The 23,827-nt window shown below is 67.3% G+C and carries 25 protein-coding genes and 1 pseudogene; 14 read left to right on the top strand and 12 right to left on the bottom strand.

Annotated elements, in window-relative coordinates:
* The first annotated feature begins 39 nt into the window (after positions 1-39).
* Positions 40-321 carry a hypothetical protein gene (locus BN977_RS32735; protein ID WP_036403373.1) on the top strand — a complete coding sequence of 94 codons (282 nt, stop codon included), beginning with the start codon at positions 40-42 and terminating at the stop codon, positions 319-321.
* On the opposite strand, the gene BN977_RS28765 is transcribed toward BN977_RS32735, so the two are convergent.
* From BN977_RS28765 to BN977_RS28740, 6 genes are read right to left on the bottom strand one after another with little or no spacing between them, the layout of a single operon-like run.
* Positions 281-550 carry an acyl carrier protein gene (locus BN977_RS28765; RefSeq protein WP_036403370.1) on the bottom strand — a complete coding sequence of 90 codons (270 nt, stop codon included), beginning with the start codon at positions 548-550 and terminating at the stop codon, positions 281-283. The genes BN977_RS32735 and BN977_RS28765 overlap by 41 nt on opposite strands.
* Positions 551-557: 7 nt before the next feature.
* Positions 558-1,703: a dihydrolipoamide acetyltransferase family protein gene (locus BN977_RS28760; protein WP_036403367.1), complete on the bottom strand. Its 1,146-nt coding sequence runs from the start codon at positions 1,701-1,703 to the stop codon at positions 558-560.
* Positions 1,700-2,677: an alpha-ketoacid dehydrogenase subunit beta gene (locus tag BN977_RS28755; protein ID WP_036403365.1), complete on the bottom strand. Its 978-nt coding sequence runs from the start codon at positions 2,675-2,677 to the stop codon at positions 1,700-1,702. Before BN977_RS28755 ends, BN977_RS28760 begins: the two co-directional genes overlap by 4 nt.
* Positions 2,674-3,660: a pyruvate dehydrogenase (acetyl-transferring) E1 component subunit alpha gene (gene pdhA, locus BN977_RS28750; RefSeq protein ID WP_036404738.1), complete on the bottom strand. Its 987-nt coding sequence runs from the start codon at positions 3,658-3,660 to the stop codon at positions 2,674-2,676. Before pdhA ends, BN977_RS28755 begins: the two co-directional genes overlap by 4 nt.
* Complete coding sequence (acsA, locus tag BN977_RS28745) at positions 3,660-5,462, bottom strand: acetate--CoA ligase (RefSeq protein ID WP_051561995.1); 1,803 nt, start codon at positions 5,460-5,462, stop codon at positions 3,660-3,662. The genes pdhA and acsA overlap by 1 nt, the downstream gene beginning before the upstream one ends.
* Positions 5,459-5,728 (bottom strand): hypothetical protein, encoded by a 270-nt coding sequence (locus BN977_RS28740; RefSeq protein ID WP_036404733.1) that lies wholly within the window; start codon positions 5,726-5,728, stop codon positions 5,459-5,461. The genes acsA and BN977_RS28740 overlap by 4 nt, the downstream gene beginning before the upstream one ends.
* Positions 5,729-5,818: 90 nt before the next feature.
* Between BN977_RS28740 and BN977_RS28735 the strand changes: the two genes are divergently transcribed.
* The 5 genes and pseudogenes from BN977_RS28735 to BN977_RS28715 form a co-directional block, all read left to right on the top strand.
* Entirely contained in the window at positions 5,819-6,316 is a 498-nt protein-coding gene (locus BN977_RS28735) for a nitroreductase family deazaflavin-dependent oxidoreductase (protein ID WP_306372267.1), read from the top strand.
* Positions 6,306-7,421, top strand: a complete 1,116-nt coding sequence (locus BN977_RS28730) for an Rv2629 family ribosome hibernation factor (protein WP_036403360.1) — start codon at positions 6,306-6,308, stop codon at positions 7,419-7,421. Before BN977_RS28735 ends, BN977_RS28730 begins: the two co-directional genes overlap by 11 nt.
* An 82-nt stretch (positions 7,422-7,503) precedes the next feature.
* A complete protein-coding gene (locus tag BN977_RS28725; RefSeq protein ID WP_036404730.1) occupies positions 7,504-7,938 on the top strand; it encodes a CBS domain-containing protein in 435 nt (144 codons plus the stop codon).
* A gap of 23 nt (positions 7,939-7,961) precedes the next feature.
* Positions 7,962-8,438, top strand: a complete 477-nt coding sequence (locus BN977_RS28720) for a DUF5709 domain-containing protein (RefSeq protein WP_036403358.1) — start codon at positions 7,962-7,964, stop codon at positions 8,436-8,438.
* 104 nt (positions 8,439-8,542) lie between these two features.
* A pseudogene (locus BN977_RS28715) lies at positions 8,543-9,142 on the top strand (dienelactone hydrolase family protein); the annotation flags it as partial.
* Between the two features lie 18 nt (positions 9,143-9,160).
* Here BN977_RS28715 and BN977_RS28710 read toward each other — a convergent pair.
* Entirely contained in the window at positions 9,161-9,352 is a 192-nt protein-coding gene (locus BN977_RS28710) for a DUF1918 domain-containing protein (protein ID WP_036403356.1), read from the bottom strand.
* 196 nt (positions 9,353-9,548) lie between these two features.
* Here BN977_RS28710 and BN977_RS28705 point away from each other — a divergent pair, with 196 nt between their 5' ends.
* Both BN977_RS28705 and BN977_RS32995 read left to right on the top strand, forming a co-directional pair.
* Positions 9,549-9,809, top strand: a complete 261-nt coding sequence (locus BN977_RS28705; RefSeq protein WP_036403354.1) for an Rv2628 protein family — start codon at positions 9,549-9,551, stop codon at positions 9,807-9,809.
* Positions 9,809-9,964 (top strand): hypothetical protein, encoded by a 156-nt coding sequence (locus BN977_RS32995; RefSeq protein WP_165576379.1) that lies wholly within the window; start codon positions 9,809-9,811, stop codon positions 9,962-9,964. The genes BN977_RS28705 and BN977_RS32995 overlap by 1 nt, the downstream gene beginning before the upstream one ends.
* Here the strand turns inward: BN977_RS32995 and BN977_RS28700 are convergent.
* The 3 genes from BN977_RS28700 to BN977_RS28690 are packed head-to-tail and all read right to left on the bottom strand — an operon-like array spanning position 9,948 to position 13,767.
* On the bottom strand, positions 9,948-10,892 hold the full coding sequence (locus BN977_RS28700) for a 1-phosphofructokinase family hexose kinase (RefSeq protein WP_036403351.1): 945 nt from the start codon (positions 10,890-10,892) through the stop codon (positions 9,948-9,950). The two genes, BN977_RS32995 and BN977_RS28700, sit on opposite strands and share 17 nt — an antisense overlap.
* Positions 10,889-12,934, bottom strand: a complete 2,046-nt coding sequence (locus BN977_RS28695; protein ID WP_191262579.1) for an erythromycin esterase family protein — start codon at positions 12,932-12,934, stop codon at positions 10,889-10,891. Before BN977_RS28695 ends, BN977_RS28700 begins: the two co-directional genes overlap by 4 nt.
* Positions 12,931-13,767, bottom strand: coding sequence for a ribosome hibernation promotion factor (locus tag BN977_RS28690; RefSeq protein WP_024450661.1), 837 nt, complete (start codon positions 13,765-13,767; stop codon positions 12,931-12,933). The genes BN977_RS28695 and BN977_RS28690 overlap by 4 nt, the downstream gene beginning before the upstream one ends.
* Positions 13,768-14,190: 423 nt before the next feature.
* Here BN977_RS28690 and BN977_RS28685 point away from each other — a divergent pair, with 423 nt between their 5' ends.
* The 3 genes from BN977_RS28685 to BN977_RS28675 are packed head-to-tail and all read left to right on the top strand — an operon-like array spanning position 14,191 to position 16,217.
* Positions 14,191-15,015 (top strand): universal stress protein, encoded by an 825-nt coding sequence (locus tag BN977_RS28685; protein ID WP_036403345.1) that lies wholly within the window; start codon positions 14,191-14,193, stop codon positions 15,013-15,015.
* Positions 15,016-15,074: 59 nt separating this feature from the next.
* Positions 15,075-15,971, top strand: a complete 897-nt coding sequence (locus tag BN977_RS28680) for a universal stress protein (protein WP_036403343.1) — start codon at positions 15,075-15,077, stop codon at positions 15,969-15,971.
* A gap of 36 nt (positions 15,972-16,007) precedes the next feature.
* On the top strand, positions 16,008-16,217 hold the full coding sequence (locus BN977_RS28675; RefSeq protein ID WP_036403341.1) for a hypothetical protein: 210 nt from the start codon (positions 16,008-16,010) through the stop codon (positions 16,215-16,217).
* A 22-nt stretch (positions 16,218-16,239) separates the two neighbouring features.
* Here BN977_RS28675 and BN977_RS28670 read toward each other — a convergent pair whose 3' ends face one another.
* The gene (locus BN977_RS28670; protein WP_036404722.1) at positions 16,240-17,139 is read right to left on the bottom strand and encodes a universal stress protein; all 900 of its coding nucleotides are present in this window, start codon (positions 17,137-17,139) and stop codon (positions 16,240-16,242) included.
* 180 nt (positions 17,140-17,319) lie between these two features.
* On the opposite strand from BN977_RS28670, the gene BN977_RS28665 reads away from it, so the two are divergent.
* The 3 genes from BN977_RS28665 to fdhF all read left to right on the top strand — a co-directional run bounded on the left by BN977_RS28665 (position 17,320) and on the right by fdhF (position 22,408).
* Positions 17,320-18,186 (top strand): universal stress protein, encoded by an 867-nt coding sequence (locus BN977_RS28665; protein ID WP_036403338.1) that lies wholly within the window; start codon positions 17,320-17,322, stop codon positions 18,184-18,186.
* 324 nt (positions 18,187-18,510) lie between these two features.
* On the top strand, positions 18,511-19,707 hold the full coding sequence (locus BN977_RS28660; protein ID WP_234709683.1) for a complex I 51 kDa subunit family protein: 1,197 nt from the start codon (positions 18,511-18,513) through the stop codon (positions 19,705-19,707).
* Positions 19,688-22,408: a formate dehydrogenase subunit alpha gene (gene fdhF, locus BN977_RS28655; protein ID WP_051561991.1), complete on the top strand. Its 2,721-nt coding sequence runs from the start codon at positions 19,688-19,690 to the stop codon at positions 22,406-22,408. Before BN977_RS28660 ends, fdhF begins: the two co-directional genes overlap by 20 nt.
* On the opposite strand, the gene BN977_RS28650 is transcribed toward fdhF, so the two are convergent.
* Positions 22,401-23,765 (bottom strand): wax ester/triacylglycerol synthase domain-containing protein, encoded by a 1,365-nt coding sequence (locus tag BN977_RS28650; protein WP_036403336.1) that lies wholly within the window; start codon positions 23,763-23,765, stop codon positions 22,401-22,403. The genes fdhF and BN977_RS28650 overlap by 8 nt on opposite strands.
* Positions 23,766-23,827 lie beyond the last annotated feature (62 nt).

Raw genomic sequence — 23,827 nt, 5'->3', positions numbered from 1 at the left:
AGGGCGCATACCGTTACGGATAGCGGTAACGTGTCAGCCATGGCCGCGCAGCGGTTGCATTGTTGGCAGTGCGGCACGACCTTCTACGGTCGTGCCGATGCGCAATACTGCGGCAATGCCTGCAGGCAGCGGGCCTACCGAGCGCGGGTTCAGGGAGATCCCGGCGACGGGAAGGTGCTCGCCCGGCAGACCGTCGCCCGCGCGCGGCAGGTACGTAAGCAGGCGGCCGAAACCCGCCTGCGCGCGCTCGCGGCGCGTCAGCTCGCCGCGGACGCACGTATCACGAGAAGGAGGACCTGGAGCGAAGTTCCGTTCGACTGAACACGTACCCGACGAGGTCGGCCAGGCTCTGCAATTTGTCGTAGTCGGCCTCGGGGATGTCGACACCGAACCGCTGGTGTACCCCGCGCAGGAAGCGCAGCCAATCCATCGAGTCGAGGTCGACCTGACGCCGCAACGGCGCGTGGTCGTCGATGGCGTCGGTGTCGACCTCGGGCGCGATGTCCAGCAGCGCTGACAGTAGCTGTTCGCGAGTCTCGTCGGTGGTCATCCGGTCCTCACCCTTCCAACGTGCGCGGTTGCTGCAGAAGTTCGTCGATCGCGGCGAGAAAGAGTGCCCCGCGGTGACCGTCACTGGCGCGGTGATCGGCGGCCAGGGTCGCGTGCACGGTGGTTGCGATGCGGATTCCCCCGTCGACGGCACGCACCCGTGGTGCGGGTGTACCGAAGCCGACGAGGGCCACTTGCGGCGGATAGATGACACCGAAGACGGTGTCCACCCCCTGATCGCCCAGATTGGTGATGGTGATGGTCGGATCCGACATCTCGGAGCTGCGCATCGACCCGGCCCGAGCCCGGGCCACGACGTCGGTCAGTGCGGCCATCACCTCGTCGAGGCCTTTTTCCGGCACGGCGTGAATGGCGGGTGCCACGAGTCCACCGCCGCGCAGCGCGATGGCCACCCCGACGTGCACGCCGTCGGCGGCGCGGAACTCACCGTCGCGCCAGAACCCGTTGAACTCGGGAAAACGCTGGGCCGCAACGGCAACCGCCTTGACCAACAACGCCGCCGGCAGCACGCGTTCGGTGACGGATCGTTGGGCATTGCGCTCATCGAGAAAGCTCAGCATGGTGTCCATGACGACCTCGTGAGCGAGGTAGTAGTGCGGTATCTCGCGCTTGGAACGCCCCATCGCCGCCGCGATCGACTTCCTCATCTCGGTGGCGCGACTCGCCGCCACGCGTCGGCCGGTCACCGGAGCCGGGGCGGTCGCAGCGCGTTCGACATCGCTGATGGTCACCGCCCCCTGGGGCCCGGATCCGGTGACCGAGTCGAGGTCGACATGCCGTGACTGCGCCAGTCGGCGGGCGGCCGGCGACACCCATCGGCGATGCTCGGGGCCGGCGGACACCGACGGCGCGCCCACCGCCGCCGGCACCGGTGCCGCCGGGACGTTCGCGCTCTCTCCCGCCTCGAGCAAGGTGGCCAGCGGCGCTCCCACCGAAACGGTCTGGCCGACCGGGACCAGCAGTTCCCCCACGGTGCCGTCGTGCCAACACTCCACCTCGACGGCCGCTTTGGTGGTTTCGACCACCGCGACCACCTGGCCGCGGTGAACCGGGTCACCCGGCTCCACGAGCCACTCGTTCAGCGTGCCCTCGTCCATGTCCGAGCCGAGGGCCGGCATCTTGAACTCGATCACGACGGTCTCCCGAACAACCCCTTGACCGCGGCGACGATGGTGTCCGGCTGCGGCAGCGCGGCCTGCTCCAGATGGCGGGCATAGGGCATCGGCACTTCCGCACTGCAAACCCTGGCGACCGGGGCGTCGAGGTCGAAGAACGCCCCCTCGGCGATCTGGGCGACCACCTCGGCGGCCAGGCTTCCGGTCCGCCACGCTTCGTCGACCACGACGGCGCGGTGCGTTTTGCGCACCGAATCCAGAAAGGTGGCGCTGTCCAACGGACGGAGCACCCGCAGATCGACCACTTCGCAGTCGATTCCGTCCAGGGCCAGGCGGTCGGCGGCGTCGAGCACTTTGGGCAGGGATCCGCCATAGGTGATGACGGTGACAGCGGTCCCGGTCCTACGGACCGCTGCGCCGGTGATGTCGGTCGGGTTCAGTGCCTCCACATCGGCCGAGCTGTTATAGAGCTGAACGTGTTCGAACACGATCACCGGGTCAGGGTCCTGCACGGCGGCGGTCAGCATGCCGTAGGCGTCCGCCACCGTCGCCGGCGCGACCACCTTGATACCCGGGATGTGGGCATACCAGCCTTCAAGACTGTGTGAATGTTGGGCCGCCAGTTGCCGTCCCGCGCCGGTTGCCATCCGCACCACCAGCGGTACGGAGAACTGTCCGCCCGACATGTGCCGCAAGGCCGCCGCCGTGTTCACGATCTGATCCAGGGCGAGCAGGCTGAAGTTGACGGTCATCACTTCGACGATCGGAAGCAACCCACCCAGCGCCGCACCGATGCCGACACCGACGAAACCGAGTTCCGACAGCGGTGTATCGCGCACCCGCTCGGTCCCGAACTCGTCCAGGAGCCCCTTGGAGGCCGCGTAGGTGCCGCCATACCGACCGATGTCCTCCCCCATCAGGACGACCCGCGAATCCGCGCGCAGGGCGTCCCGCATCGCCTCGTGCACCGCGGCGCGATAGCTCGTCTTCATGGCACCCGCCCGGCAGTCGGAGTTGGAGTGGGAGTCAGCACGTCGCGGGTGAGATCGCCGATGTCCTCGAAGGTTCCGGCTTCGGCGAACGCCACGGCGTCTTGCACCTCGGCATCCGCCGACCGCTCGAGTGCGTCGATGTCGGCCGCGGACAGCACGCCGTCGTGCATGCACCGGTCACCGAACGTGCCGATCGGATCACGCCTGCGCCATTGCTCGATCTCGGACTTGTCGCGATACAACTCGGGATCGAACATCGAATGCGCGCGAAAGCGATAGGTGCGGAACTCCAGGAAGAACGGCCCACCGTCGGCCCGAATGTGCGCGGCACCCTGCTGGGCCGCGGTATGACACGCCGCCACGTCCATGCCGTCGACGGCCAAGGTCGGCACGTTGTACGCGCCGGCTTTGACGGTCAGGTCGGTCTGTGACTGGGCACGTGCGAGCGCGGTGCCCATGGCATAGAGGTTGTTCTCACAACAGAACAAGACCGGCAGCCGCCAGAGGGCCGCCATGTTCAGCGATTCGTGGAATGCCCCCTCCGCCACGGCCCCATCACCGAAGTAGCATGCCGTGATCCGGTCGCGGCGCAACTGCCTGTCGGCGAATGCCAGGCCCACGGCCAGGGGCAAGCCACCACCCACGATGGCATTGCCCCCGTAGAACTTCCGTTCGGCGTCGAACAGGTGCATGGAGCCGCCCCGGCCACGTGAGCAGCCCTGCACCTTGCCGAACATCTCGGCCATGATCGACGTCATGGGGACACCGCGCAGCAGGGCATGCGCGTGTTCGCGGTAGGTGGAGACGACGGCATCGTCGGCGTCGAGGGCCCGGATCGAGCCGGCGGCGACCGCTTCTTCACCCACATACAGGTGCAGGAAACCGCGGATCTGGCCCTCGCCGTACAGCTCGGCGCATTTCTCTTCCATCCGGCGGACCCGGATCATGTCGGAAAGGAGGGCGTTCGCCGCGTCACGCGTGATCACGGTCGCACCACCACGTCGGTATCGATCCGCTCACCCATTTCGACGGTGGAGGTATCACCTTCGGGCAGACCGAGTTCGCGGGCCCGTAACAGCCGCCGCATGATCTTGCCGCTGCGGGTGTGCGGTAACCCCTCGGCGAACTCGATCTGCTTGGGCGCCACGGCCGCTCCCAGGCGGGTCCGGGCCTGGGCCATCAGCTCACGCCGGAGGTCCTCGTCGGGACGGTACCCGTCCTTGAGCGTGACGAACGCCTTGACCACCTCGCCGGCCACGGAGTCCGGGATACCGATCACCGCGGCTTCGGCCACTGCCGGATGATCGGTCAGGGCGTTCTCCACTTCGAACGGACCGATCAGATGCCCGGCCGATTTGATCACGTCGTCGCTCCGCCCGACGAACCAGTAATAGCCGTCGGCGTCCTTCTTGACCAGATCCCCGGTCAGGTAGCGATCGCCGACGAACGCATTCCGGTACCGCTGCTCCTGATCCAGGTAGCCACGGAACATCGACGGCCACCCCGCCTTGAGCGCCAGTTCCCCTTCCACGCCCGGCTCGTCGACGACCTCGACCGTACCGTCCTCGTGGCGGTGCACGATGCTGGCCTCGACCCCTGGTAGTGGCCTGCCCATGGAACCGGGCTTGATGTCGAACGCCGGCGTGTTCGCGATCATGATGCCGCCGGTCTCGGTCTGCCACCAATTATCGTGAATCGGTAAGCCGAGCACCCGTTTTCCCCACCACACCGCCTCGGCGTTGAGCGGTTCTCCCACACTGGCGATGAAGCGAAGCCGGGGAAAGTGAAACGAGCCGGCCAACTCGGCACCGGCCTTGATGAGCATCCGGATCGCAGTCGGCGCGGTGTACCACACCGTGACGCCCTGGCTGGCCAGGATTCGATACCAGCGTTGGGCGTCGAAGACACCCTCGTCCACGATGGACGTGACGCCGTGCACGAGCGGTGCGACCACACCGTAGGACAGTCCGGTGACCCATCCAGGATCGGCCGTGCACCAATAGATGTCGTCGCGGTGCAGGTCGAGTGCGTACAAACCGGTGACGTAGTGCATGGTGACCGCGCCGTGGACGTGCACGGCTGCCTTGGGTGTTCCGGTGGTGCCGCTGGTGAAATGCAACAACGCCGGGTCCTCGGCGGTGGTGGGCTCGATCGGTGCGTCGTCATCCGCCGCGTCCATCCACCTCCAGAAGCCCATCGTCCCGGGACCGGCGCTGTCGCACTGATGGTCGTCGATGACGAAAACATGGCGCAGCGACGGCAACCTGTGGCGGATCGCGAGAATCTTCTTCTCGTACAGCGACTTGGTGGTGACCAACACGTTCGCGGCCCCACCATGGAGCCGAGTGAAGACGGGCTCCGGGCCGAACGCCGCGAACAACGGCGAGACGATGCTGCCGTTGCGCAAGGCACCCAGAATGGTGACGTAGAGCTCCGGGCACCGATCGAGCAGCGTGAAGACCCGGTCACCTTTGCTCACCCCGAGGGCCCGCAGCACATTGGTGAACTGCCGGCAGAGGCGCCCGAGTTCTGCGTAATCGAGGTCCCGGGTGGCCAAGACCCCGTCCCAACCCGCGGCGGCGACGAAGCGAAGGGCGGTGTGCGAGGAGAGGGGTCCCTCGGCGTTCCTGTCCACGGCGGCGTATCCGATATTGCACCGGCCGGCCCCCATGCCCCTGCACAGGTCCGGAATGGCGGACCAGTCGAACGCGGCGCGGATCTTCTCGTAATCAACCAGATTCGGGGTGACAGCCCAATCCCCGGCGTCCTTGGTGATGACGTTCACGACGACGGTCCGGCGTTGTGTGCCGGTAGCACGCCGATCTGCGCGGCGACCGGCAAGTTGGCCATCACGCAGTCCAGCAATGCGCTGCAAGCCGTGCCGTCGTCGCGCAACTGCCGGTAGCCGCGATGCAGCAGGAACGCCTCGAGCCGACGGTCGATGGGCCAATGTGCGTAGACCTCGCCGGTGAACTCCGATCGAAGAAACTGCCAGGCCACGTTGTCGAGCTGGCTTCGGGACAGGCTGGGGCGGGTGGTCGCGGTACCCATCGTCACTCCCTCCGGAAGGTGCTCACCCATCGTGTTCCGGCGGGCCGAAGGGGGCATAGAGACCAAAGTCACCTGTGCGCCCAAGGGACTTTGGTCCTCGACGGCGGGTGCCCTTTACCCCTGCTCACGAACGTCACGTTCGATCACCATCAAGAGATGCCGAACAACTCCACTCAACCGGCCCATTCGACGCTGCGCAGGTTCAACAAACGTCTGCTCAATCCGCTGATGCTGAAACTGGCGGGCCGTAAACACTGGTACGCCTCGGTGATCCAGCACGTCGGGCGCCGCACCGGCAAGGTTCATCGAACCCCGGTCGTGGCGATCCCCACCGCGACCGGCTTGCTCATCCCGCTGCCCTACGGCGCCGACACGGACTGGCTCCTCAACGCCCGCACCGCAGGAACCGCCACCGTCACCGTCGGCGGCGAACGCCACGAGGCAACCAACCCCCGCGTCATCGACAGTGCCGCGGCCGCCGCCGCGCTGCCTGCGCGGCGGCGGCGAGTATTCGAACGCTTCGGGATCGACCAGTTCGCCGAATTCGACCTGGCGACCGACACCAAGGAGGCCCGACATGACCGATAACGCCCTGCACACACTCACCAAGGCACGCGGGCCGTTCGTTTCGCTGCTCATCGACGACAGCCACGAAACACACGACGCGGTGCAACAGGCACATGCCCGCTGGACGACCATCTCCAGGGAACTGGAGGACAAAGGGGTGGCCGCAGACGTGATCGCCACCTTGCAACGCGCCGCGGTCCGCAGCTTCCCGGCAGTGGGCCGAAAGGGCCGCTTGATCATCGCCGGGCCCGACGGCGTGCTGCTCGACAAGCAACTCGGCACGGTACCGCGGGCCACGGTTCTGCGCGTGTCCCCCTACCCGTATCTGCTTCCCGTGCTGGCAGTTTCGGCATCACACCCGCCGTACGTATTCGCATCCGTCGATCACCTCGGTGCCGACCTCGCAGTGCACGGACACCACGGAACTCACATCGAAACCGTTGAGGGTCCCGGCTTTCCGGTCCACAAACCGGCGGCCGCGGGCTGGCACGGTTACGGCGATGTCGAGCACTCCGCCGAGGAGGCGGTGCGGATGAACATCCGTCTCGTCGCCGAACACGTCACCGCTGCCGTGGATAGCTGCGGCGCCGCCATCGTCTTCGTCTGCGGTGAAGTCCGGGCCCGAACCGAGTTGATCTCGGCGCTGCCGCCCCGGATCGGCACCCTGGCCGTGCCCCTTCCGGGCGGCGCACACGGCCGCCGCACCACCGAACCCGAGGTCGCCGAGCGGGTGGCCGCGGAGTTCGCCCGCCTGGAGCAGGACCGGGCTGCCGACGCAGTGGCCCGCTACGAGGCCGAGATCGCGCGCCGGTCGGGCCTGGCAGTCCAGGGTCTACCGGACGTGTGTGCGGCGTTGTCCGACGGTGCCGTGGAGACACTGATCGTCGGGCCGCTGGGCAGCGCCACGGTCGTCACCGGACGAGACCTCACGATCGTCGCAGCGGATGCCGACTCACTCTCCGAGTTCGGCGAAGCACCCGAAGGGGTGGCGCCGGCCGATGAAGCCCTACCGTTCCTGGCCGTGTCGTCGGACGCATCGGTGGTGCAGGTACAGGACGGACCGTCGCTCACCGACGGGGTGGCGGCGCTGTTGCGCTACCCGAGGGTCAACCCATCGAGGGTCTAAGGACCCTAGAGGGCGCCTCGCCGGCGACCCAGAATCAGGAAGAACAGGACGATCCAAGAATATGGCGTATCGAGAGGACATCATGACCACAGCACGCGACATCATGCACACCGGCGCCACCTGCGTCGGCGAACACGAGACGGTCACCGCGGCGGCGCGCCGCATGGCCGAACTGGGCGTCGGGGCGCTGCCCATCTGCGGCGACGACGACCGCCTGCACGGCATGGTCACCGACCGCGACATCGTCGTGAAATGCCTTGGCGGTGGTCATGACCCCGATGCGATGACGGTGGGCGAACTGGCCCAGGGCGCGGTCTACCACGTCGATGCAACGGCCGACATTCAGCAGATGCTCGATGTGATGGAGGAGCACCAGATACGCCGGCTGCCGGTGATCGAGAACCACCGGCTGGTCGGCATCGTCAGTGAGGCCGACATCGCCCGCCATCTGCCCGAGCACGCCATCGTCGGCTTCGTCAAGGCCATCTGCGCTCAACCGGCCATCACCAGCAACTGACAAGCACACACGAGGAATGGCAGATGAGTAACTCGCAACTGGCGGGCGCTCCCGTCACCGGCCCAGACGCCTCTGACACGGAGGATCAGCTGCAACCCCAGGACACGCTGGTGGACCGCGGCGTCACCGATGCGCTCGACGAGGGCTTCTCGCCATCGGAACGGCCGGTGGGAACGGACGCTCTCATCCCGTCAGGCGATATGGATCGTCTTCTGGCGCAGGAGGAGCCCGATCCGGCGGCACGCGTCAACGTGCCGTTGGACGAGGCCGAACTGCGCCGCTCCGATGCCGCCGAACAGGAGGCCGAGTTCCCCCGGCATGAGGAGGTCGGACGCGACCGTGCCGGACGACTGGTCGCCCCCGATCGCGGGCTGGGCGAGGACACCGAAGCGGAACTCATCGCGACCGACCTCGGCATCTGTGGTGGGGCGGCGTCTGCAGAGGAGGCGGCTGTGCACGTCATCGAGAACGCCGACCAAGGTCCTGTTGTCGACGAATGACCCCGGTTGGACCGGGCTTTACCAGGGAGCACACTGACATGCAGCAGTCCCACGCTGTCACAACCGCGCCGGTGCGGGTGACAACCACCACCGCCGACCTGGACGGTTTGCTGACTGTCCCAGAACATGCCTGCGGCGCAATCATATTCGCGCATGGCAGCGGTAGCAGCCGACTCAGCGTGCGCAACCAGTACGTCGCGAAAGTGCTGAACGACGCGGGGTTCGCAACGCTGCTGTTCGACCTGCTCACCCCCGCCGAGGAAGCCGACCGCGCCAATGTCTTCGATATCGGGCTGTTGGCGCACCGACTCGTCGACGTCACCGGCTGGCTCACGAGTCAGCCCGGTACCGCCGGATTACCGATCGGGTTCTTCGGTGCCAGCACGGGAGCCGGTGCGGCGCTGGCGGCGGCCGCCGACGAGCGGATCGACATCGCGGCAGTGGTGTCCCGCGGAGGTCGTCCCGATCTCGCAGGCCCGCGACTGGTCGATGTCACCGCGCCGACCCTGCTGATAGTCGGCGGGCGCGACGAGATCGTGCTGGAACTCAATCGGCGCGCTCAGGCAGCGATGACCGCCGAGTGCCGCATCGCTGTCATCGACGGCGCCACACACCTATTCGAGGAACCCGGCACGCTGGAGCGGGCAGCATTGTTGGCACGAGACTGGTTCATCCGGCACCTGGCCGGCGTCACCGCCTCGTGAACCGGCCGGCCTGATCCGCTATTCATCCGCCGTCTCGACCACCGCATCCGGCCCAGGAAACACCATCGTCTCGGCATCACTGTCGAGCCAGCGAACGATGTAGGGCGGTACGCCGTCACCGGACCGCACATCGGTGATCACGCCGCGCCGCTCCGGTTGGCCCACGGTGGGACCTTTGACGATCAGCCAGTCACCCACCTTGGCACGCATGTGACCCTCCTCTCGCTGCCGCACCTCGATTTTCGGCCGATGGTCGCCGGCCCACAAGGGCCTTTGGCCCCTACCGCCGGTCCGTGACCCCACCGGCATCGGGGACCAAAGACACTCCGAAACAGGGATATACGGCCGTATCCGACGGCGCTCCGGATTGATGTGATGGAGAGACGGACGCACCGAGGAGCTACCGATGAAGACCTTCACCTACTTGAGCCGGCGCAAGGGCGCCACTCCGGCCGTCAGGTACGTTCTCACCGATCGCCTGCACCAGGAACGATGTGTCTGCGTGTCGGCCGATCAGCTCGACACGACGGTAGCGAACTGGCTGGCACAGCTCGGCGTGCACAGCAGCATCGCCGCGGACTTCGCCCGCACGGTCTGTGAAGGTAACTGGGCCGCGGCGCATGCACTGGCCGATGCCCTGTCGATCGACGTCGCCGTGGCGGCTTGATGATCCGCTGCACCGGTGCGGTGGTGCACCACGACGACCCCACGGCCGAGGTCCTGCCCGGTTGTGGCGCCCCCGCGGGGCAGCCCGCTCTCGACAATGTGCCGGCGTTCTGGCTGGACGCCGTGATGGCGATCGCGTTCAGCGCCCCGCTGTAGCGTCGAAACCATCGAAAAGGCAGTCGACCTCGGTCCGGCTGAACGCCGAGGTGCCCGGCGTCTGCAGTTTCGCCGTCGCTGCCGCGATTCCGTAGCGCGCCGCCGCGGGAAGCGGCCATTCCCGGGCCAGCCCGACGACCACGCCCGCGACCAGAGCATCTCCGGCACCCACCCCGCTGACCGCGGACACCGGGATGGCGGCAAGCCGAGAACTGTCGTGCGCCGTCACCAGAAGCGCACCCTCAGCGCCGAGTGAGACAACGACCACTTCGGCCCTGCCGGCATCGATGAGTTCACGCGCGGCTGCCGCCTGCTCGGCTTCACAGGCGAGCGGACGGCCAAGACATTCGCGCAGTTCCCGCACGCTCGGCTTCAGCAGGAACACGCCCGAGGTGAGGTGTGTCAACCCTCCGCCGGAGGTGTCGACGACCAGGCGGACATTGCGCCGGCGACAGATGTCGGCCACCTGCTGATAGAAGTCGGGCGGCACGCCGGGCGGCAGGCTGCCGCTCGCGACCACGAAGTCCGCAGGCGCCGCGGCGTCGGCCAGTAGGTCGAGGCACCGCCGCTGCTCCTCGGCCGTCAGTGCGGGCCCGGGTAGCACGAAACGGTACTGCCGACCCGATGCACACTCATTCACGGTGAGGCTCTGCCTGGTGATCCCCTGCACGGCGACGGGCACATTGGGCACGCGTGCCGCATCGATCAGATCCACGACGTGTGTCCCCGTCGGCCCACCCGCCGTCAGCACCGCCAGGACGTCGGCACCCAGGACGTGAGCGAACCGGGCGACATTGACGCCACCACCGCCGGCATCGTATCGCTCTGCGCGGCAACGTATCTTGTCGGTGGGACGGACGTGGTCGGCTTCGACGGTGACGTCGAGTGCCGGATTCATCGTCAGGGTGAGGATCACCGGATCACTCATAGGCCGGTCGGATAGGTTTCCGGTGTTTCCCCGGCGACCCACGTGCCGGTGGGCTCGAGGGGCTCCAACGCGGTCGTGCGGTCGATGTGGATGATCGCGTCGAACTGCTCACCGGGGCGCACGTGATAGTAGTGACTCTGCCGTTCGGTCGCCGGCAAGTAGATCACGCCGATCGCCCGCCCCAGGCGAACGGTGTCCAGCGGCTCGGCGGCGTCACGACTGATCTGTGCCGACACCAAGAACTCGGGCCGGTCGACCTCATGCATGAGTTCTTCGACGCTGCCGTTGAGGGCCGGCCGGACCGCCTTGCGTTCGGCGACCCCACCCCACTCGCTGGCGGCGGTGACCGTGCCGCTGTAAGTCGTGAAGCCGATCAGTCGGGACTGCTCGCCATAACCTTCCCGCACCAGTTGACCGAGTGTCAGCTGACCATCCGCACCGACTTCGGTCGCCCTGGCGTCCCCGACGTGCGAGTTGTGCGCCCACACCACGATCCCGACCGGTTCGTCATGGTCGTGTCGATGGAGATGGGCACGCAACGTCTTGAGGGTCTGGAACATGTGTTGGTCCCGCAAGTTCCACGATGTGACGCGGCTGCCGAACATGGACCGGTAGTACACCTCGGCATTTCGGACGGTCTGCGCGTTCTGCTGCGCGTAGAACAGCGCGTCCTCGGCCAACAGTCCGTCCCGATGCGCGTACTGCAGTGCAGCACGTTGCAGCTCGACCAACTGCTCGACCACCTGCCGCTCGCAGGACATTCCGGCGCCGAAGGCGGCGGCGAAACCGTATGCCTGTCCGTCATCGCCGGAGGTGCGGTCGAAACAGGCGTATCGGTCCCTGGCCCGTTGCGCCGCATCAGGATCCACATTCTCCAGAAAGTTGATGACCTCCTCCATCGAACGGTGCAGACTGTAGAGGTCGAGCCCGTAGAAACCGGTTTCGCGCCGGCCCTGCGCCCGCCGCTCGGTGTTGTGCAGACGAAGCCATCCGACGAAGTCGCGCACCACGGTGTTGCGCCACATCCAGGCGGGGAAGCGTTCGAATCCGCTCAAGGCCTCGTCCGCAGAGGTATCACCCCCGTAGCCACGGACGTACCGATTCACCCGATACGCGTCCGGCCAGTCGGCTTCGACCGCCACACCGCAGAAGCCTTTCTCCTCGATCAGCCATTTGGTGATCTCAGCCCTCGCCTCATAGAACTCGCGCGTGCCATGTGAGCCCTCACCGATCAGGACGACCCTTGCGTCACCGACGATCTCCTCCAGCGCCTCGATCGGCGGCATACCCGAAGGCGCATCGACAGCGCAGCGGGCGATGATCTCTGCCGGTGTTTCGGCGATCCGCAGCCGGGCGGTGGCAAGACCCACGGTCGGCGTGGCGAGAAGCTCACGCACCTCGTCATCGGTGACCTGTTCGAAGTCCCAGAACGACTCCCCCACGGCGAGGAACGGCGTGGGCATCGACGCACAGACCAAATCGTCCACCAGCGACGCGAACTCCCGGCATGTCGACTCGGGGGCCGCGGGAACCGCGACGACGATCTCGGCCGGATCCATCTCGCGCAGCGCTTCGACGGCGGCCAACATACTGGCCCCGGTCGCCAGGCCGTCGTCGACCAGAATCACCGTCTTGCCGGCCAACTCCACCGGTGGCCGGCCGGCCCGGTAAGCGCTGACGCGCCGCGCGAGTTCGCGGCCCTCCCGTTCGGCGGCATCGCGCAGTTGCTGTGGGGTGACCCGGAGTGCCCGGATGACGTCGTCGTTGACCACCACCCGGCCACCGGTGGCCAGGGCACCCATCGCGAATTCGTTGTGTCCGGGCGCACCCAACTTCCGAACGATGAATGTGTCCAGCGGCGCACCGAGTACCGCAGCGACTTCCCATGCCACCGGCACGCCGCCCCGGGCCAAGCCGAGCACGACGACGCCCTCCTTGCCGCGGTAGCCGCCCAGCAGCTCCGCCAGGACTCGACCGGCCTCGCGGCGATCCCGGAACATTCGCCTGGGCTGATGTCCGCCCAGAGCCCGCGCAATGGTCATGAGTCACTCCGTTTCGTCATCGGTGTTTTCGTGTTGTAGACGACCGGCTGCTCCTGGGCCGCCGGGGTGATGAGTCCGTAGTCACCGTCGTGGCGGCGGTACAGCACGCAGGCACGACCCTGACTGGCCTCGATGAAGAACAGAAAGGGGACATCGAGCTGCGTCAGGCGATCGCGTGCCTCGCACTCGCTGAGGCACGGCAGCGGATGGGGACTGATCGTCACCAGCCGGCGGTACGCGGCCACCTGCGCAGCCAGCGCCGGCGCCACCAAGGCCAACCGGTAGCCGGTCGGACCACCGCGGTACACGAGGGCCGCTGTGCCGGAGCCGATCTCGTGGAAGAGGTGGAAGTTGTAGGAAAGCAACTCCATTTCACCCACGGCGATATCCACGGTGCAGGGAGCCATCGCGAAGGACTTGCGCCGAACGATGTCCGGAACCACTTCGGAAGCCGCCCCGACGCGCCCTGTCGGCCGTCGCCACGGCGGGGTGTCCTCGCGACGGTGCCGCCAGCCTCTGGCGTCCAGCACACGCATCAGCCGGACCCGCAACCGCGATTCCAACTCGTCGATGGCCGCGTCCGCTGTTGACGCTTCGGTCTCCGCGCAGATCACCTGTCCACCGACGTCGAGGCGGGCCTGCGCAACCACTGGATGCTCGACGGCCGGATCGCGGTGCCTGCTGAGCCGGAGCCGAGCGTGTGACACCGGTACATGGGTGAGCCGCGCGAGCTTACCCAGCTTGGTGCGTGCGTAGTCGCCGACATCCGGAAAGTCGCCGTCGGTGGAGATCTCAACTTCGATGGCAGGTACGGCCTGCGGCCCGTCGGTCATGCCTATGTTGGTACGCCGTACAGGCTCGCATCGTTAGGGCCGAAGGTCACCGGCGAGTATGCCGGCGCCGCCTGGAACCGCATTTTTCTAATCTGGCCGACCCGGCTCGCTCGACAAATGGCCCTCGGTTCAGGGACTTCGGTCCCTAGTCATCACCTGCGGCCAGTGGTCGAATTCGTGGTGGCAGAAGCCAATCGATTCAGAGTTCTCGGTCTAGGTATGAGGTCACCATGGGCAAACAACGTCCCGCTCTCGCCGGCCTGATGGCCGTCGTCGGCATTGCGGTCCTCTACCGCGCCCATCACCGGCCGCGAACGGCCCACGGTGTGCACGCGCGCGGCGACCACCGGACCGGACCGATGCCCGTGACCGTCCTGGACGGCGGTCGAGTTGCCAACTGCAGCAAGAACGTAGGAATTCCTGATGCACCGGCACTCCGATAACCCGCCGGTGGTCGTGGGTATCGACGGATCCGAAGCCGCGGTTGATGCGGCATTGTGGAGCGTCGACGAAGCGATCAGGCGGGATGCTCCGCTGCGGCTGATCTGCGTTGTGGACGACGAACGTTTGCCGGGAACCGTGCACAGCGACACCCAAATCGACAACGAATTCGCCGAGCGGGCGCTGCACCGCGCCGTCGAAGCCATTGCGGCAACGGGCAAACCGGTCTCCGCCGACCCCGTGGTGCGGCGCGGGCATTCGGCGGCCGCACTGATCGCGGAATCACGTGACGCCGCGCTCGTCTGTGTCGGATCGACCGGGATCGACTGGGTCGCCGGCAAGGTGCTCGGTTCGACGGCCCAGGCAGTGGCCGAACACGCACACTGCCCGGTGGCCGTCGTGCGGCACGGCGATTCCGTAGCGGCGGACCGCAACGGTGGGGTGATCGTGGTCGGCTTCCGACGAGCGCAGCGCGACGATGCCGTCTTCCGCGCGGCCTTGGACGAAGCCAGAAATCGGCACGCAGCGCTCATCGCGGTCGGAGTCTGGCAAGACGACTTCGGCAAGACCCCGTACACGGAGCTTGAGCAGTGCGTCGCGCTGTGGACGCAACGCTATCCCGATGTGCATGTCTACCCGGTGCCGACACTGGCCGACCTGCCCCGGTTCCTCGCCGACAACGCCGACGGACAGATCCAATTGGCCGTGCTCGGCGCCGATGAGGCCGACAAGGTGACCACAATCGTTGGCCCACAGAGTTATTCACCTCTCCCGCACGGCCGCTGCTCGGTTCTGGTCGTGCGCTGACATCCACGCTCACTTCCATCGAGCACCACCATCAATCCCCGTAATGAAAGGAACAGTTCATGAGCCTCAACACCAAACTCCAGCAGGGCATCCTCGCCGCGGTCGACGGTTCGGGAGCTTCGGATGACGCGGTACGGTGGGCGGCCGCCGAGGCCGCCCGCCGTGGCCAGGACCTGACCATCGTCAACGTCATCACCACCCTCAGCGCCGGTTGGTCCGGTCCCTGGATGTTCGGTTCACCGATCAGCGAGGAATTCGGCCTCTGGCAGCAACAACAAGCCGACCAAGTCATCGCCGACTCGGTGCGCATCGCCCGCGAAAGCGTGCCCGGCGTCGAGCTGCACATCACTACCGAGACACCGGTCGCCGCAGTGGTGCCGACACTGATCGACCTGACCAAGCAAGCCGGCATGGTGGTGGTCGGCAGCCGGCGGATGGGCGCGGTGGGCCGCGCACTCCTGGGATCGGTCAGCACCGCGCTGCTGCACCACGCACATTGCCCTGTCGCGATCGTCCGCGGCACCGTTGCCGCAGAGCACGCGAACGGGCCGGTGGTGCTCGGTGTCGACGGCTCGCCCGCGTCCGAGCGTGCGACGGCCCTGGCGTTCGACGAAGCCTCGTGGCGCCATGCCGAACTGGTCGCAGTGCACGCCTTCAGCGACGTGGAGTGGCCGGAGATAATGCCGCTACCGTGGTCGGCGGTCGAAGCCGAGGCCGGCGAGATCCTGTCCGAGCGGCTGGCCGGATGGCAGGAACGCTATCCCGACGTCACCGTACACAAGGTCATCGTGCGCGATCACCCGGTCGAACATCTTCTGGCGCAGGCGAAAAAGGCGCAGCTGGTGGTCCTCGGCAGTCACGGACGCGGCGGCTTCGCCGGCATGCTGCTCGGGTCGGTCAGTTCGGTGATCGCCCACGAGATCGATACCCCCTTGATCGTTGCGCGGAACGACTGACGCGGTCGCACAGCCATGCAGAAAGGAGCAAACGACATGAACCCGGTCTCAGCGATCCCTCGCGCCGACGATGCCGACCTCGCCGAGCAATCGGACGGGGTGGTCGCGCCCACGCTGTTCGCGGACGAGCCCATCGGCGACGTCGAGGCCGACCCGGCCGATGTGCTCGAACAGCGGACGACCGTCGACGAGGACGATGAGCGGTTGTGGGCTGACGAGCCCGAGGAGGACGGCGGCTACACCTGAACAGAGATGCTGCGTCGGGAAATCACGATCGCCGGGCGACGATCACCGGCATCCGTGCCCCGTGGACGACCGCAGAGCCCACCGAACCGAGCAACATACCGTCGAAGCCGCCGCGTCCGTGGCTGCCGACGACGAGCAGCTGCGCCTTGTCGGCGTGCTCGAGCAGTCGTCGAGCAGGGTGATCGCGTTCCACCACGGCGCGAACCGTCACCTTCGGGTACCGACGCGTCCAGCGCTCGAGGTACTCGGCGAGCGCACGCCGGGCCGACCGCTCGGCATCGGTCCAGAGGTAATCGGCGAGGTCGTCGATGTGGTCACTGCAGACGTGCACGGCGACGAGTTGCGCATCCCGGCGTGCGGCCTCGTCGAATGCGATGTCGGTGGCCAGATCAGATGCCGACGAGCAGTCGATGCCCACCACCACGGGCGCGTGCGCCGGGTCCGGGATCAATGGATCCTCGTCGCGCACGACGGCGACCGGGCAGTGTGCCCTGTGCACCAGGCCGGTGGAGACCGAGCCGAGCAGCAGTCGGCCCGCACCGCCCAGACCACGGCATCCGACCACGACCATCTCGGCCGTCGCGGACATCTCGACCAGCGTGGGGACGGTGGGAGCTTCCATGATGCGGCTCGCCACCGTGATGGCCGGCCGATCCGAGATCGCGTCGGCAACGAGCGTGAGGGCGTCGGCAATCACCTTCTCGGCGCGTCGGTCACGTTCGGCCCAGTAGCCCTCGGTGATCGGCACGTCCATCCAGGACACCATCGTGCCCGTCGGGACCACATGCACGACGGTCAGAGTGCTGCCACGTGACTCGGCCTCGCGGGCCGCCCAGTCGACCGCGACGCGCGACGCGGGCGATCCGTCGGCCCCGACAATGACGCCGAACCGTTTTCCGTTCACTTGGTCAGCAGGCTTCATGAGGAGCATTCTGATCCCCGGTGGCCCGGGCTACGAGGGACCAAAGTCATCAGTTGCCCAGCGGTGCTGCCGCTGTGGTGCTCAACGGCGGCCTCGAAGTGACCTTCGGCCCTCGTCCCGTCGCAGCGCGGGAACCTAGGTTCGAGGGCAAGCACCAACAAGCCCGCTACGGAGTTCCACATGCGCGATATCGCACCCCCGTCCCCGGCCGTCGTCGTCGCCATCGACGGATCCCGCCGGGCGCTCAACGTTGCGCTGTGGGCCGTCGACGAGGCGCTGGTCCGAGACCTTCCGTTACGGCTGCTGTACGCGATCGAACCGCATGAGACGGCCCGGCTCGACAGCCTGTGCACCGCACATGATTTCGCCGTCGCTGAGAGCGCCGTCCGGCATGCGGCCATGGCCATCGAATCGACCAACCGCCCGGTGAAGATCGAGGTCGAAATCGTCTACGAACGCAAGCTCACCGCACTGGCGAAGGCATCGCAGTCGGCCGCGATGCTCTGCGTCGATGCCGCCGGCGTCGGTGAAGCTCCTGGCACCCACCGCGGCGCCGAGCTTGCGCAGCTGCTCGACCAATCCCATTGCCTGGTGGCCGTCATCAACGGAGACGAACCCGGACACCGGGACCGTTTCATCGTCACGGGATTCACCGACTCCCCCGAATGTCCCACCGTGCTCGGGCACGCGATCGACGAAGCCCGACTGCGGCACACCGCGCTGCGAGTGGTGACCGGCTGGCGCCCCCGATTCACCGACATCCATGACAGTCACGCCACCGCCGAGGGCAACAGGTATGCCAAAGTGAACCTGGAGCACGCGCTGGCCCGGTATCGCCTGCTGTATCCGGAAGTCGATATCGAGGCGATCGCGGTCGCCGGCAGTCCCATCAACTACCTGGCCAAACACGTCGACACCGTCGGACTGATCGTCCTGGGTCACGACACCGCCAATCAGTTGACCGAACTCGGCGACCCCGGCCTCTACGCCGCGCTGACCGACCTGCACTGCTCGGTGCTCATCGCACCCCGGTACGGCCCGTGGTGAGGTGACTTTGGCCCCTATCGGGCCGAGCTGACCGGACCGAGACTCATGGGTGTGGCGACACCACGGCATGACGACCGCCGCCCGCCAATGGCGCAATCGTTCTATCACCTCGCGGCGGTGGATATCGATGCGCAGCCCTGTCAGGGGACGGCGTGTTTCGCGGCACGCCACCGAAACCCCGAACGGTGGGCCGGTGCGGAGTCCGCCGATCCACGCGTGTACTGCCTGGGCCGCTGTTATGACGCTCCCGCACGTGGTGATGACACGACCGAGCCTCTCGTCGAGGTCGCTTGTGGCACCGCCGTTATCCTCGGTCGCTGCGCCATGGGTGGAGCTCCCGATCTGCGGGCGTACCTCCGTGACGGCGGCTATCAGGGTCTGCGACGGGCCCTGAGCATCGGCGCCGAGGCCACCGTGGCCGAGGTGGAGGCGGCCCGGTTGCGAGGGCGGGGTGGCGCCGGCTACCCGACCGGCCGTAAGTGGCGTTCCGCGCGGACAGGCCCGGCCGGCCCGCGTGTGGTCGTGGTGAACGCGGACGAAGGTGATGCCGGCGCCTACATCGACCGCATCCTGTTGGAGAACGACCCGCACGCGATGCTCGAGGGCTTGGCCATCGCAGCCTTCGCCATCGGCGCCGAACTGGCGTATGTCTATGTCCGGCGGGAGTATCCGCGCGCGCTGGCGGCCGTGCGTACCGCGGTGGCCGAGGCCGAGGACGCCGGTATCCTCGGTCCGGCGGCGTTCGGCCGGGCGCGTGGTGTGACGGTGACCGTCGCCCAAGGCCACGGCAGCTATGTCTGCGGCGAAGAATCCGCACTCCTCAATGCGCTGGAAGGCCGACGTCCGATGGTCCGACCGCGACCCCCGTATCCGGCGGAATCAGGACTGTTCGGATTGCCCACCGTCGTCAACAACGTGGAGACCCTGGCCGGTGTGCCGTGGATTCTGCGCCACGGTGGCAACGAGTTCGCCGCCATGGGGTCGGGATCCAGCCGGGGAACCAAGGCCGTATCGCTGAACTCGGTCTTCAACCGCCCCGGGCTTTACGAGGTGGAATTCGGAATCCCCTTGCGGGAGATAGTCGACGATCTCGGTGGCGGGGTGGCAGGTGAACTGAGCGGTGTCATCGTCGGTGGTCCACTCGCCGGTATCGTGCCGCCGGCACATCTGGACGTGCCGTTCGCATTCGGCCCGCTGCGCGATATCGGTGCCGGTGTAGGCCACGGTGGGATCATCGCTTTCGATGACAGCACCTCGATCGTCGATCTGGTGCACCACGTGTTCCGGTTCGGAGCCTATGAATCCTGCGGCGCCTGCACGCCGTGCCGGGTCGGCGCGGCCCGCATCGAAACCCTGTTCAGCCGGCCGCCGGCCCGGTCGGAGCGCGGCGAATGGGAATCCATCGTGCAGACGCTGGCCGCCACCAGCCTGTGTGGGCACGGCGGCGGCCTCGCGGATTTCGCCCTCAGCGTGATCACCCATTACGGCAAGGAGCTCTACGGTGCCCCGACTGACCATTGACGGGCTGGCGGTGACCTGTCCCGACGGCACGTCGATCCTGTCGGCAGCCGGCGCAGCGGGCATCGACATCCCCGCCCTGTGCCACGATCCCAGACTGCGCCCATCGGGCACATGCCGGCTCTGCGTGGTCGACGTCGCGGGCGCGGACCGGCCGACCGCCGCCTGCACCACGCCCGTCACCGATGCGATGGTCGTTCGTACCGCCACCCCTGCCCTGCACGCCCTCCGAAAAAGCCTGTTACAGATGCTGGTTGGGCGCTATTCGGCCGCCGCGGTGGCCGACTCGCCGGACCTGCCGTTGCATCGGCTTCTCACCGACCACGCTGTCGTCCCGGCCGGCACCACGATGCTCGAGCTGATCGATCAGTCGCATCCGGCGATCCACGTCGACCTGAACCGCTGCATCTCGTGTTGGCGCTGTGTGCGGATCTGCGACGAGGTGCAAGGCCAATTCGTGTGGCGCATCGACGGCCGTGGAATCGAGTCCAAGGTGGTGCCCGACTCGGGCGCCACCTTGGCTGCGAGTTCGTGTGTCTCGTGCGGAGCGTGCGTCGACACCTGTCCGACCGAGGCCCTCACCGATGCCGGGGCGGCGAGCGCGGCGCCGCCGACCGCGTGGACGCGCACCACGTGTCCGTACTGTGCGGTGGGATGCGAGATGTCGGTCGGTACCCGTGACGGTCGTATCACCGAGATCCGCCCGCTCTTCGATGCGCCGGTCAATCGGGGCCACCTCTGCGTCAAGGGACGCTACGGGTTCGGCTTCACCCATTCGCCGGATCGGATCACCACGCCGATGGTGCGCGACGCCGCCGGGCAGTGGCGTTCCGTCGACTGGAATGAAGCCATCGCCGCGGCGGTCGCCGGTTTCCGGCAGGTCCTCGATCGGAGCGGCCCGGCGGCGGTGGGAGTGCTGAGTTCGGCACGGGCGACCAACGAGGAGAACTATCTGGCCCAGAAATTCGCCAGGGTGGCGCTGGGCACCAACAATATCGACTGCTGCGCGCGAGTGTGTCACGCGCCGAGCGCCGCGGGCCTGAAGTCGGTGTTCGGCACCGGTGCCGCGACGAATTCGTTCGACGACATCGAAATGGCCCGCACCATCATGGTGTGCGGCTCGAACACCACCGAGGCGCACCCCATCGTCGGAGCGCGCATCAAGCAGTCCGTCCTGCGCGGAGCACACCTCATCGTGATCGATCCGCGTCGCATCGAGCTCGCCCGATACGCCGACGTCCATCTCCGGCCGCGGCCGGGAACCGTGGTGGCGGTGTTGAACTCGATGGCGGCCGTGATTCTCGATGAAGGTTTGCTGGCAGCGGATTTCGTGGCTCGGCGGGTGGACCGGTTCGATGACTTCGGCGCGTTCATCGCGGACTACGTGCCGGAGCGGACCGTAGAGGTCACCGGCCTGGATCCCGCCGACGTCCGGCGCGCCGCACGCCTGTACGCCCAGCAGGGCCCGTCGCTCCAGTTTCACGGCCTGGGTGTGACCGAGCAGGTGCAGGGCACCGAAGCCGTCATGTGCCTGGCCAATCTGGCCCTGCTCACCGGCAATGTGGGGAAGCCGGGCACCGGGTGCAATCCGCTGCGCGGTCAGAACAATGTGCAAGGCGCCGCCCTGATGGGGTGCGAACCGCACCACCTGACCGGTTCGGTCCCGCTGGCAACGGCGAAGGATCACACCGCCGGCATCTGGGCGGCACCGATTCCCGATGCGACCGGACTGGACGCCATGGAGATGCTCGATGCCGCCGGGAGTGGCACCGTGAAGGCCCTCTGGGTGATCGGATGGGACATCCTGCTGACCCAGCCGCAGACCGGCGTCGTACGGCAGGCCCTGGATCAGCTGGAGGTCCTCGTGGTGCAGGATCTCTTCCTCAACGAGACAGCCCGGCGCTGCGCCACGGTGTTCCTCCCGGCGGCGTCGGCGTTCGAGAAGGACGGCACCTTCATGAACTCCGAACGTCGCGTCCAACGGGTCCGGGCTGCGGTACCGGCGCCGGGATCGGCCAAGAGCGACGCCGAGATCATCAGCCTTGCCGCTGCCGCATGCGGTTGGGGTCAGGCGTTCTCGTATCGGCAGCCCGCAGACATCTGGGATGAGATCCGTCGCGTCTGGCCCGCCGGTGCCGGCATGACCTACGCCCGCCTGGACCACCCCGGCGGCCTCCAATGGCCATGTCCGGACAGCTCGCACCCCGGGACGAGGGTGTTGCACACCGACGCCTTTCCCGGAATCGGAGCACGCGCCGCCTTGCGCCGCGTCGACTATCGCCGCAGCACCGAAATGAACGACGAGAGCTATCCATTCACCCTGATCACGGGCCGTCAGCTGTACGCGTTCAATGCCGGAACCATGACAAGCCGATCGGTGACGGCCGCATTGACCGGTGGCCCCGTTCTGGACATATCGCCAGGGGACGCGGCGGCCCTCGGCCTGGTCGAAGGAGACCCCGTCCGCATCTGCAGTCGCCACGGCGCAGCGACCATGCCGTGCCGTCTCGACGACGGCCTGCCGCCGGCAACGGTGTTCACCACCTTCGGCTGCCCGGACGTCGCGGTGAACGCGTTGCTCGGCCCGGGACGTGACCCGACGACGCACACGCCCGAATACAAGATGACGGCGGTGCACCTGACCCGGGAATTACCGGCCGAGAACGCCCGTGACACTGGTGAATCGGGCCGCACGCTCACCTGAGCGGCGCCACCACCTCGTCGAAGCCGGCGATGAGGTGCTCGCGGAACAGCTCGACATCCGGTATCGCCGCGGTGTCCACATTGAATCCGATGCCGCACACCTCGTTGTAGGACAACAGCGTGACGTTGAACGCCGACCCGAGCGTGGGCGAGAAGGCGTATTGACGCCGCACGGCGGCACCACCCAGGCTTACCGGCGTGGCCGGGCCGGGTACGTTGCTGGCGATGAAGTCGACATTCCCGAACTGGGACCGGATGTAACAACGCGGTGCCAGGTTCACCGCGCCGGCCAGTACCGAGGTGTAGGCCAGGGATTTCTCCGCGCGCTGGGCACCGGCCAACCGGTGGATGTCGTGCATCCGCACCGCGGGATCGGCCGGTCCGGCGGGAATGCGGAACCGCATCAACGTTGTCCGGTTTCCGCCCGGCCGATCCGTCGCGTTGCGCAGATTGATCGGCATGGTCACCATGAATTCCGCGACCGTGCCACGGTCGGCGTGATAGCGCCGCAATCCCGTGACGACGGCGGCGAGGAAGGCGTCGTTGAGCGAGCCACCGGCGACCGCTGCGGCCCGGTGCAGCGCCCGGGTCGGCACCTCGTGCACGAAGACCGTACGAACGCTGCTGCGCGCAGACATCGACGGCGATCCACGCCGGTGCGGGCCGGCGGCGCGCCACAGTGATGCGGCGGTCGCGCCCGCCGACCGTACCGAGCCGGCCGGATGCCGGGTCGCGTGGGCGAGCAGCCCCGGCATGGTGCGCACCGAACCCTGCAGTGCCCGCACTGCCGCTCCAACCGACGCCGACACAACCTCGCCGATGGGGCTCATCGTCGGAAGCCAGGTTGATTCCGGCGGGACGGTGACGGCACATGCAGGCCGGCAGCCGATCTGCCGCGGATCATCGAACAGGTACCGGCTGATCTCGACGGCACCCACGCCGTCGGTGAGCGCGTGGTTCATCCTGCACAGCAACGCTGCTCCCCCGCCGGTCATCTCGTCGATGACCGTCGCTTCCCACAGCGGACGGGCCGGATCGAAATCTGCCATCGCGGCCACCCGGGCCAATTCCAGGACCGCATCGAGGTCGCCCGCGCCGGGCGCGCCCACCCGGCGAACGTGGAAGGCGAGGTCGAACTCGGGGTCGGGCCGCCAGCGCGGTGGCAGGGGCCACCGCGAGGGCACCACCCGGCCACGGAACATCGGCACGTGGTGGCTGAGACCTCGGAAACGCCTGACAACGGTCATGAAGTCGGGTGATCGGTCCAGCAGCATCAACGAGACGATCGTCGACCGCATGCGGGGATCGGCACCGATCGACCAGATGAACGCGTCACTGCTGCGCAAAAAGGTGGTCACGGCACGTCCTGTTCCCCGGTGATCCCGAGCAGCCGGGGCGAGCCGCGCGGGGTCACGGCTCG

The organism is Mycolicibacterium cosmeticum (assembly GCF_000613185.1).
GTDB lineage: Bacteria > Actinomycetota > Actinomycetes > Mycobacteriales > Mycobacteriaceae > Mycobacterium > Mycobacterium cosmeticum.
Note: the sequence above shows the minus strand (reverse complement) of the source record. Positions and strands in the feature narration are given on the sequence as shown.

Coding starts and splice junctions, on each gene's coding strand:
- BN977_RS32735 (WP_036403373.1), top strand. CDS start 40: ATGGCCGCGCAGCGGTTGCATTGTTGGCAGTGCGGCACGACCTTCTAC.
- BN977_RS28765 (WP_036403370.1), bottom strand. CDS start 550: ATGACCACCGACGAGACTCGCGAACAGCTACTGTCAGCGCTGCTGGAC.
- BN977_RS28755 (WP_036403365.1), bottom strand. CDS start 2,677: ATGAAGACGAGCTATCGCGCCGCGGTGCACGAGGCGATGCGGGACGCC.
- BN977_RS28740 (WP_036404733.1), bottom strand. CDS start 5,728: ATGGGTACCGCGACCACCCGCCCCAGCCTGTCCCGAAGCCAGCTCGAC.
- BN977_RS28730 (WP_036403360.1), top strand. CDS start 6,306: ATGACCGATAACGCCCTGCACACACTCACCAAGGCACGCGGGCCGTTC.
- BN977_RS28725 (WP_036404730.1), top strand. CDS start 7,504: ATGACCACAGCACGCGACATCATGCACACCGGCGCCACCTGCGTCGGC.
- BN977_RS28720 (WP_036403358.1), top strand. CDS start 7,962: ATGAGTAACTCGCAACTGGCGGGCGCTCCCGTCACCGGCCCAGACGCC.
- BN977_RS28710 (WP_036403356.1), bottom strand. CDS start 9,352: ATGCGTGCCAAGGTGGGTGACTGGCTGATCGTCAAAGGTCCCACCGTG.
- BN977_RS28705 (WP_036403354.1), top strand. CDS start 9,549: ATGAAGACCTTCACCTACTTGAGCCGGCGCAAGGGCGCCACTCCGGCC.
- BN977_RS32995 (WP_165576379.1), top strand. CDS start 9,809: ATGATCCGCTGCACCGGTGCGGTGGTGCACCACGACGACCCCACGGCC.
- BN977_RS28700 (WP_036403351.1), bottom strand. CDS start 10,892: ATGAGTGATCCGGTGATCCTCACCCTGACGATGAATCCGGCACTCGAC.
- BN977_RS28695 (WP_191262579.1), bottom strand. CDS start 12,934: ATGACCATTGCGCGGGCTCTGGGCGGACATCAGCCCAGGCGAATGTTC.
- BN977_RS28690 (WP_024450661.1), bottom strand. CDS start 13,767: ATGACCGACGGGCCGCAGGCCGTACCTGCCATCGAAGTTGAGATCTCC.
- BN977_RS28685 (WP_036403345.1), top strand. CDS start 14,191: ATGCACCGGCACTCCGATAACCCGCCGGTGGTCGTGGGTATCGACGGA.
- BN977_RS28680 (WP_036403343.1), top strand. CDS start 15,075: ATGAGCCTCAACACCAAACTCCAGCAGGGCATCCTCGCCGCGGTCGAC.
- BN977_RS28675 (WP_036403341.1), top strand. CDS start 16,008: ATGAACCCGGTCTCAGCGATCCCTCGCGCCGACGATGCCGACCTCGCC.
- BN977_RS28670 (WP_036404722.1), bottom strand. CDS start 17,139: ATGAAGCCTGCTGACCAAGTGAACGGAAAACGGTTCGGCGTCATTGTC.
- BN977_RS28665 (WP_036403338.1), top strand. CDS start 17,320: ATGCGCGATATCGCACCCCCGTCCCCGGCCGTCGTCGTCGCCATCGAC.
- BN977_RS28660 (WP_234709683.1), top strand. CDS start 18,511: ATGGGTGGAGCTCCCGATCTGCGGGCGTACCTCCGTGACGGCGGCTAT.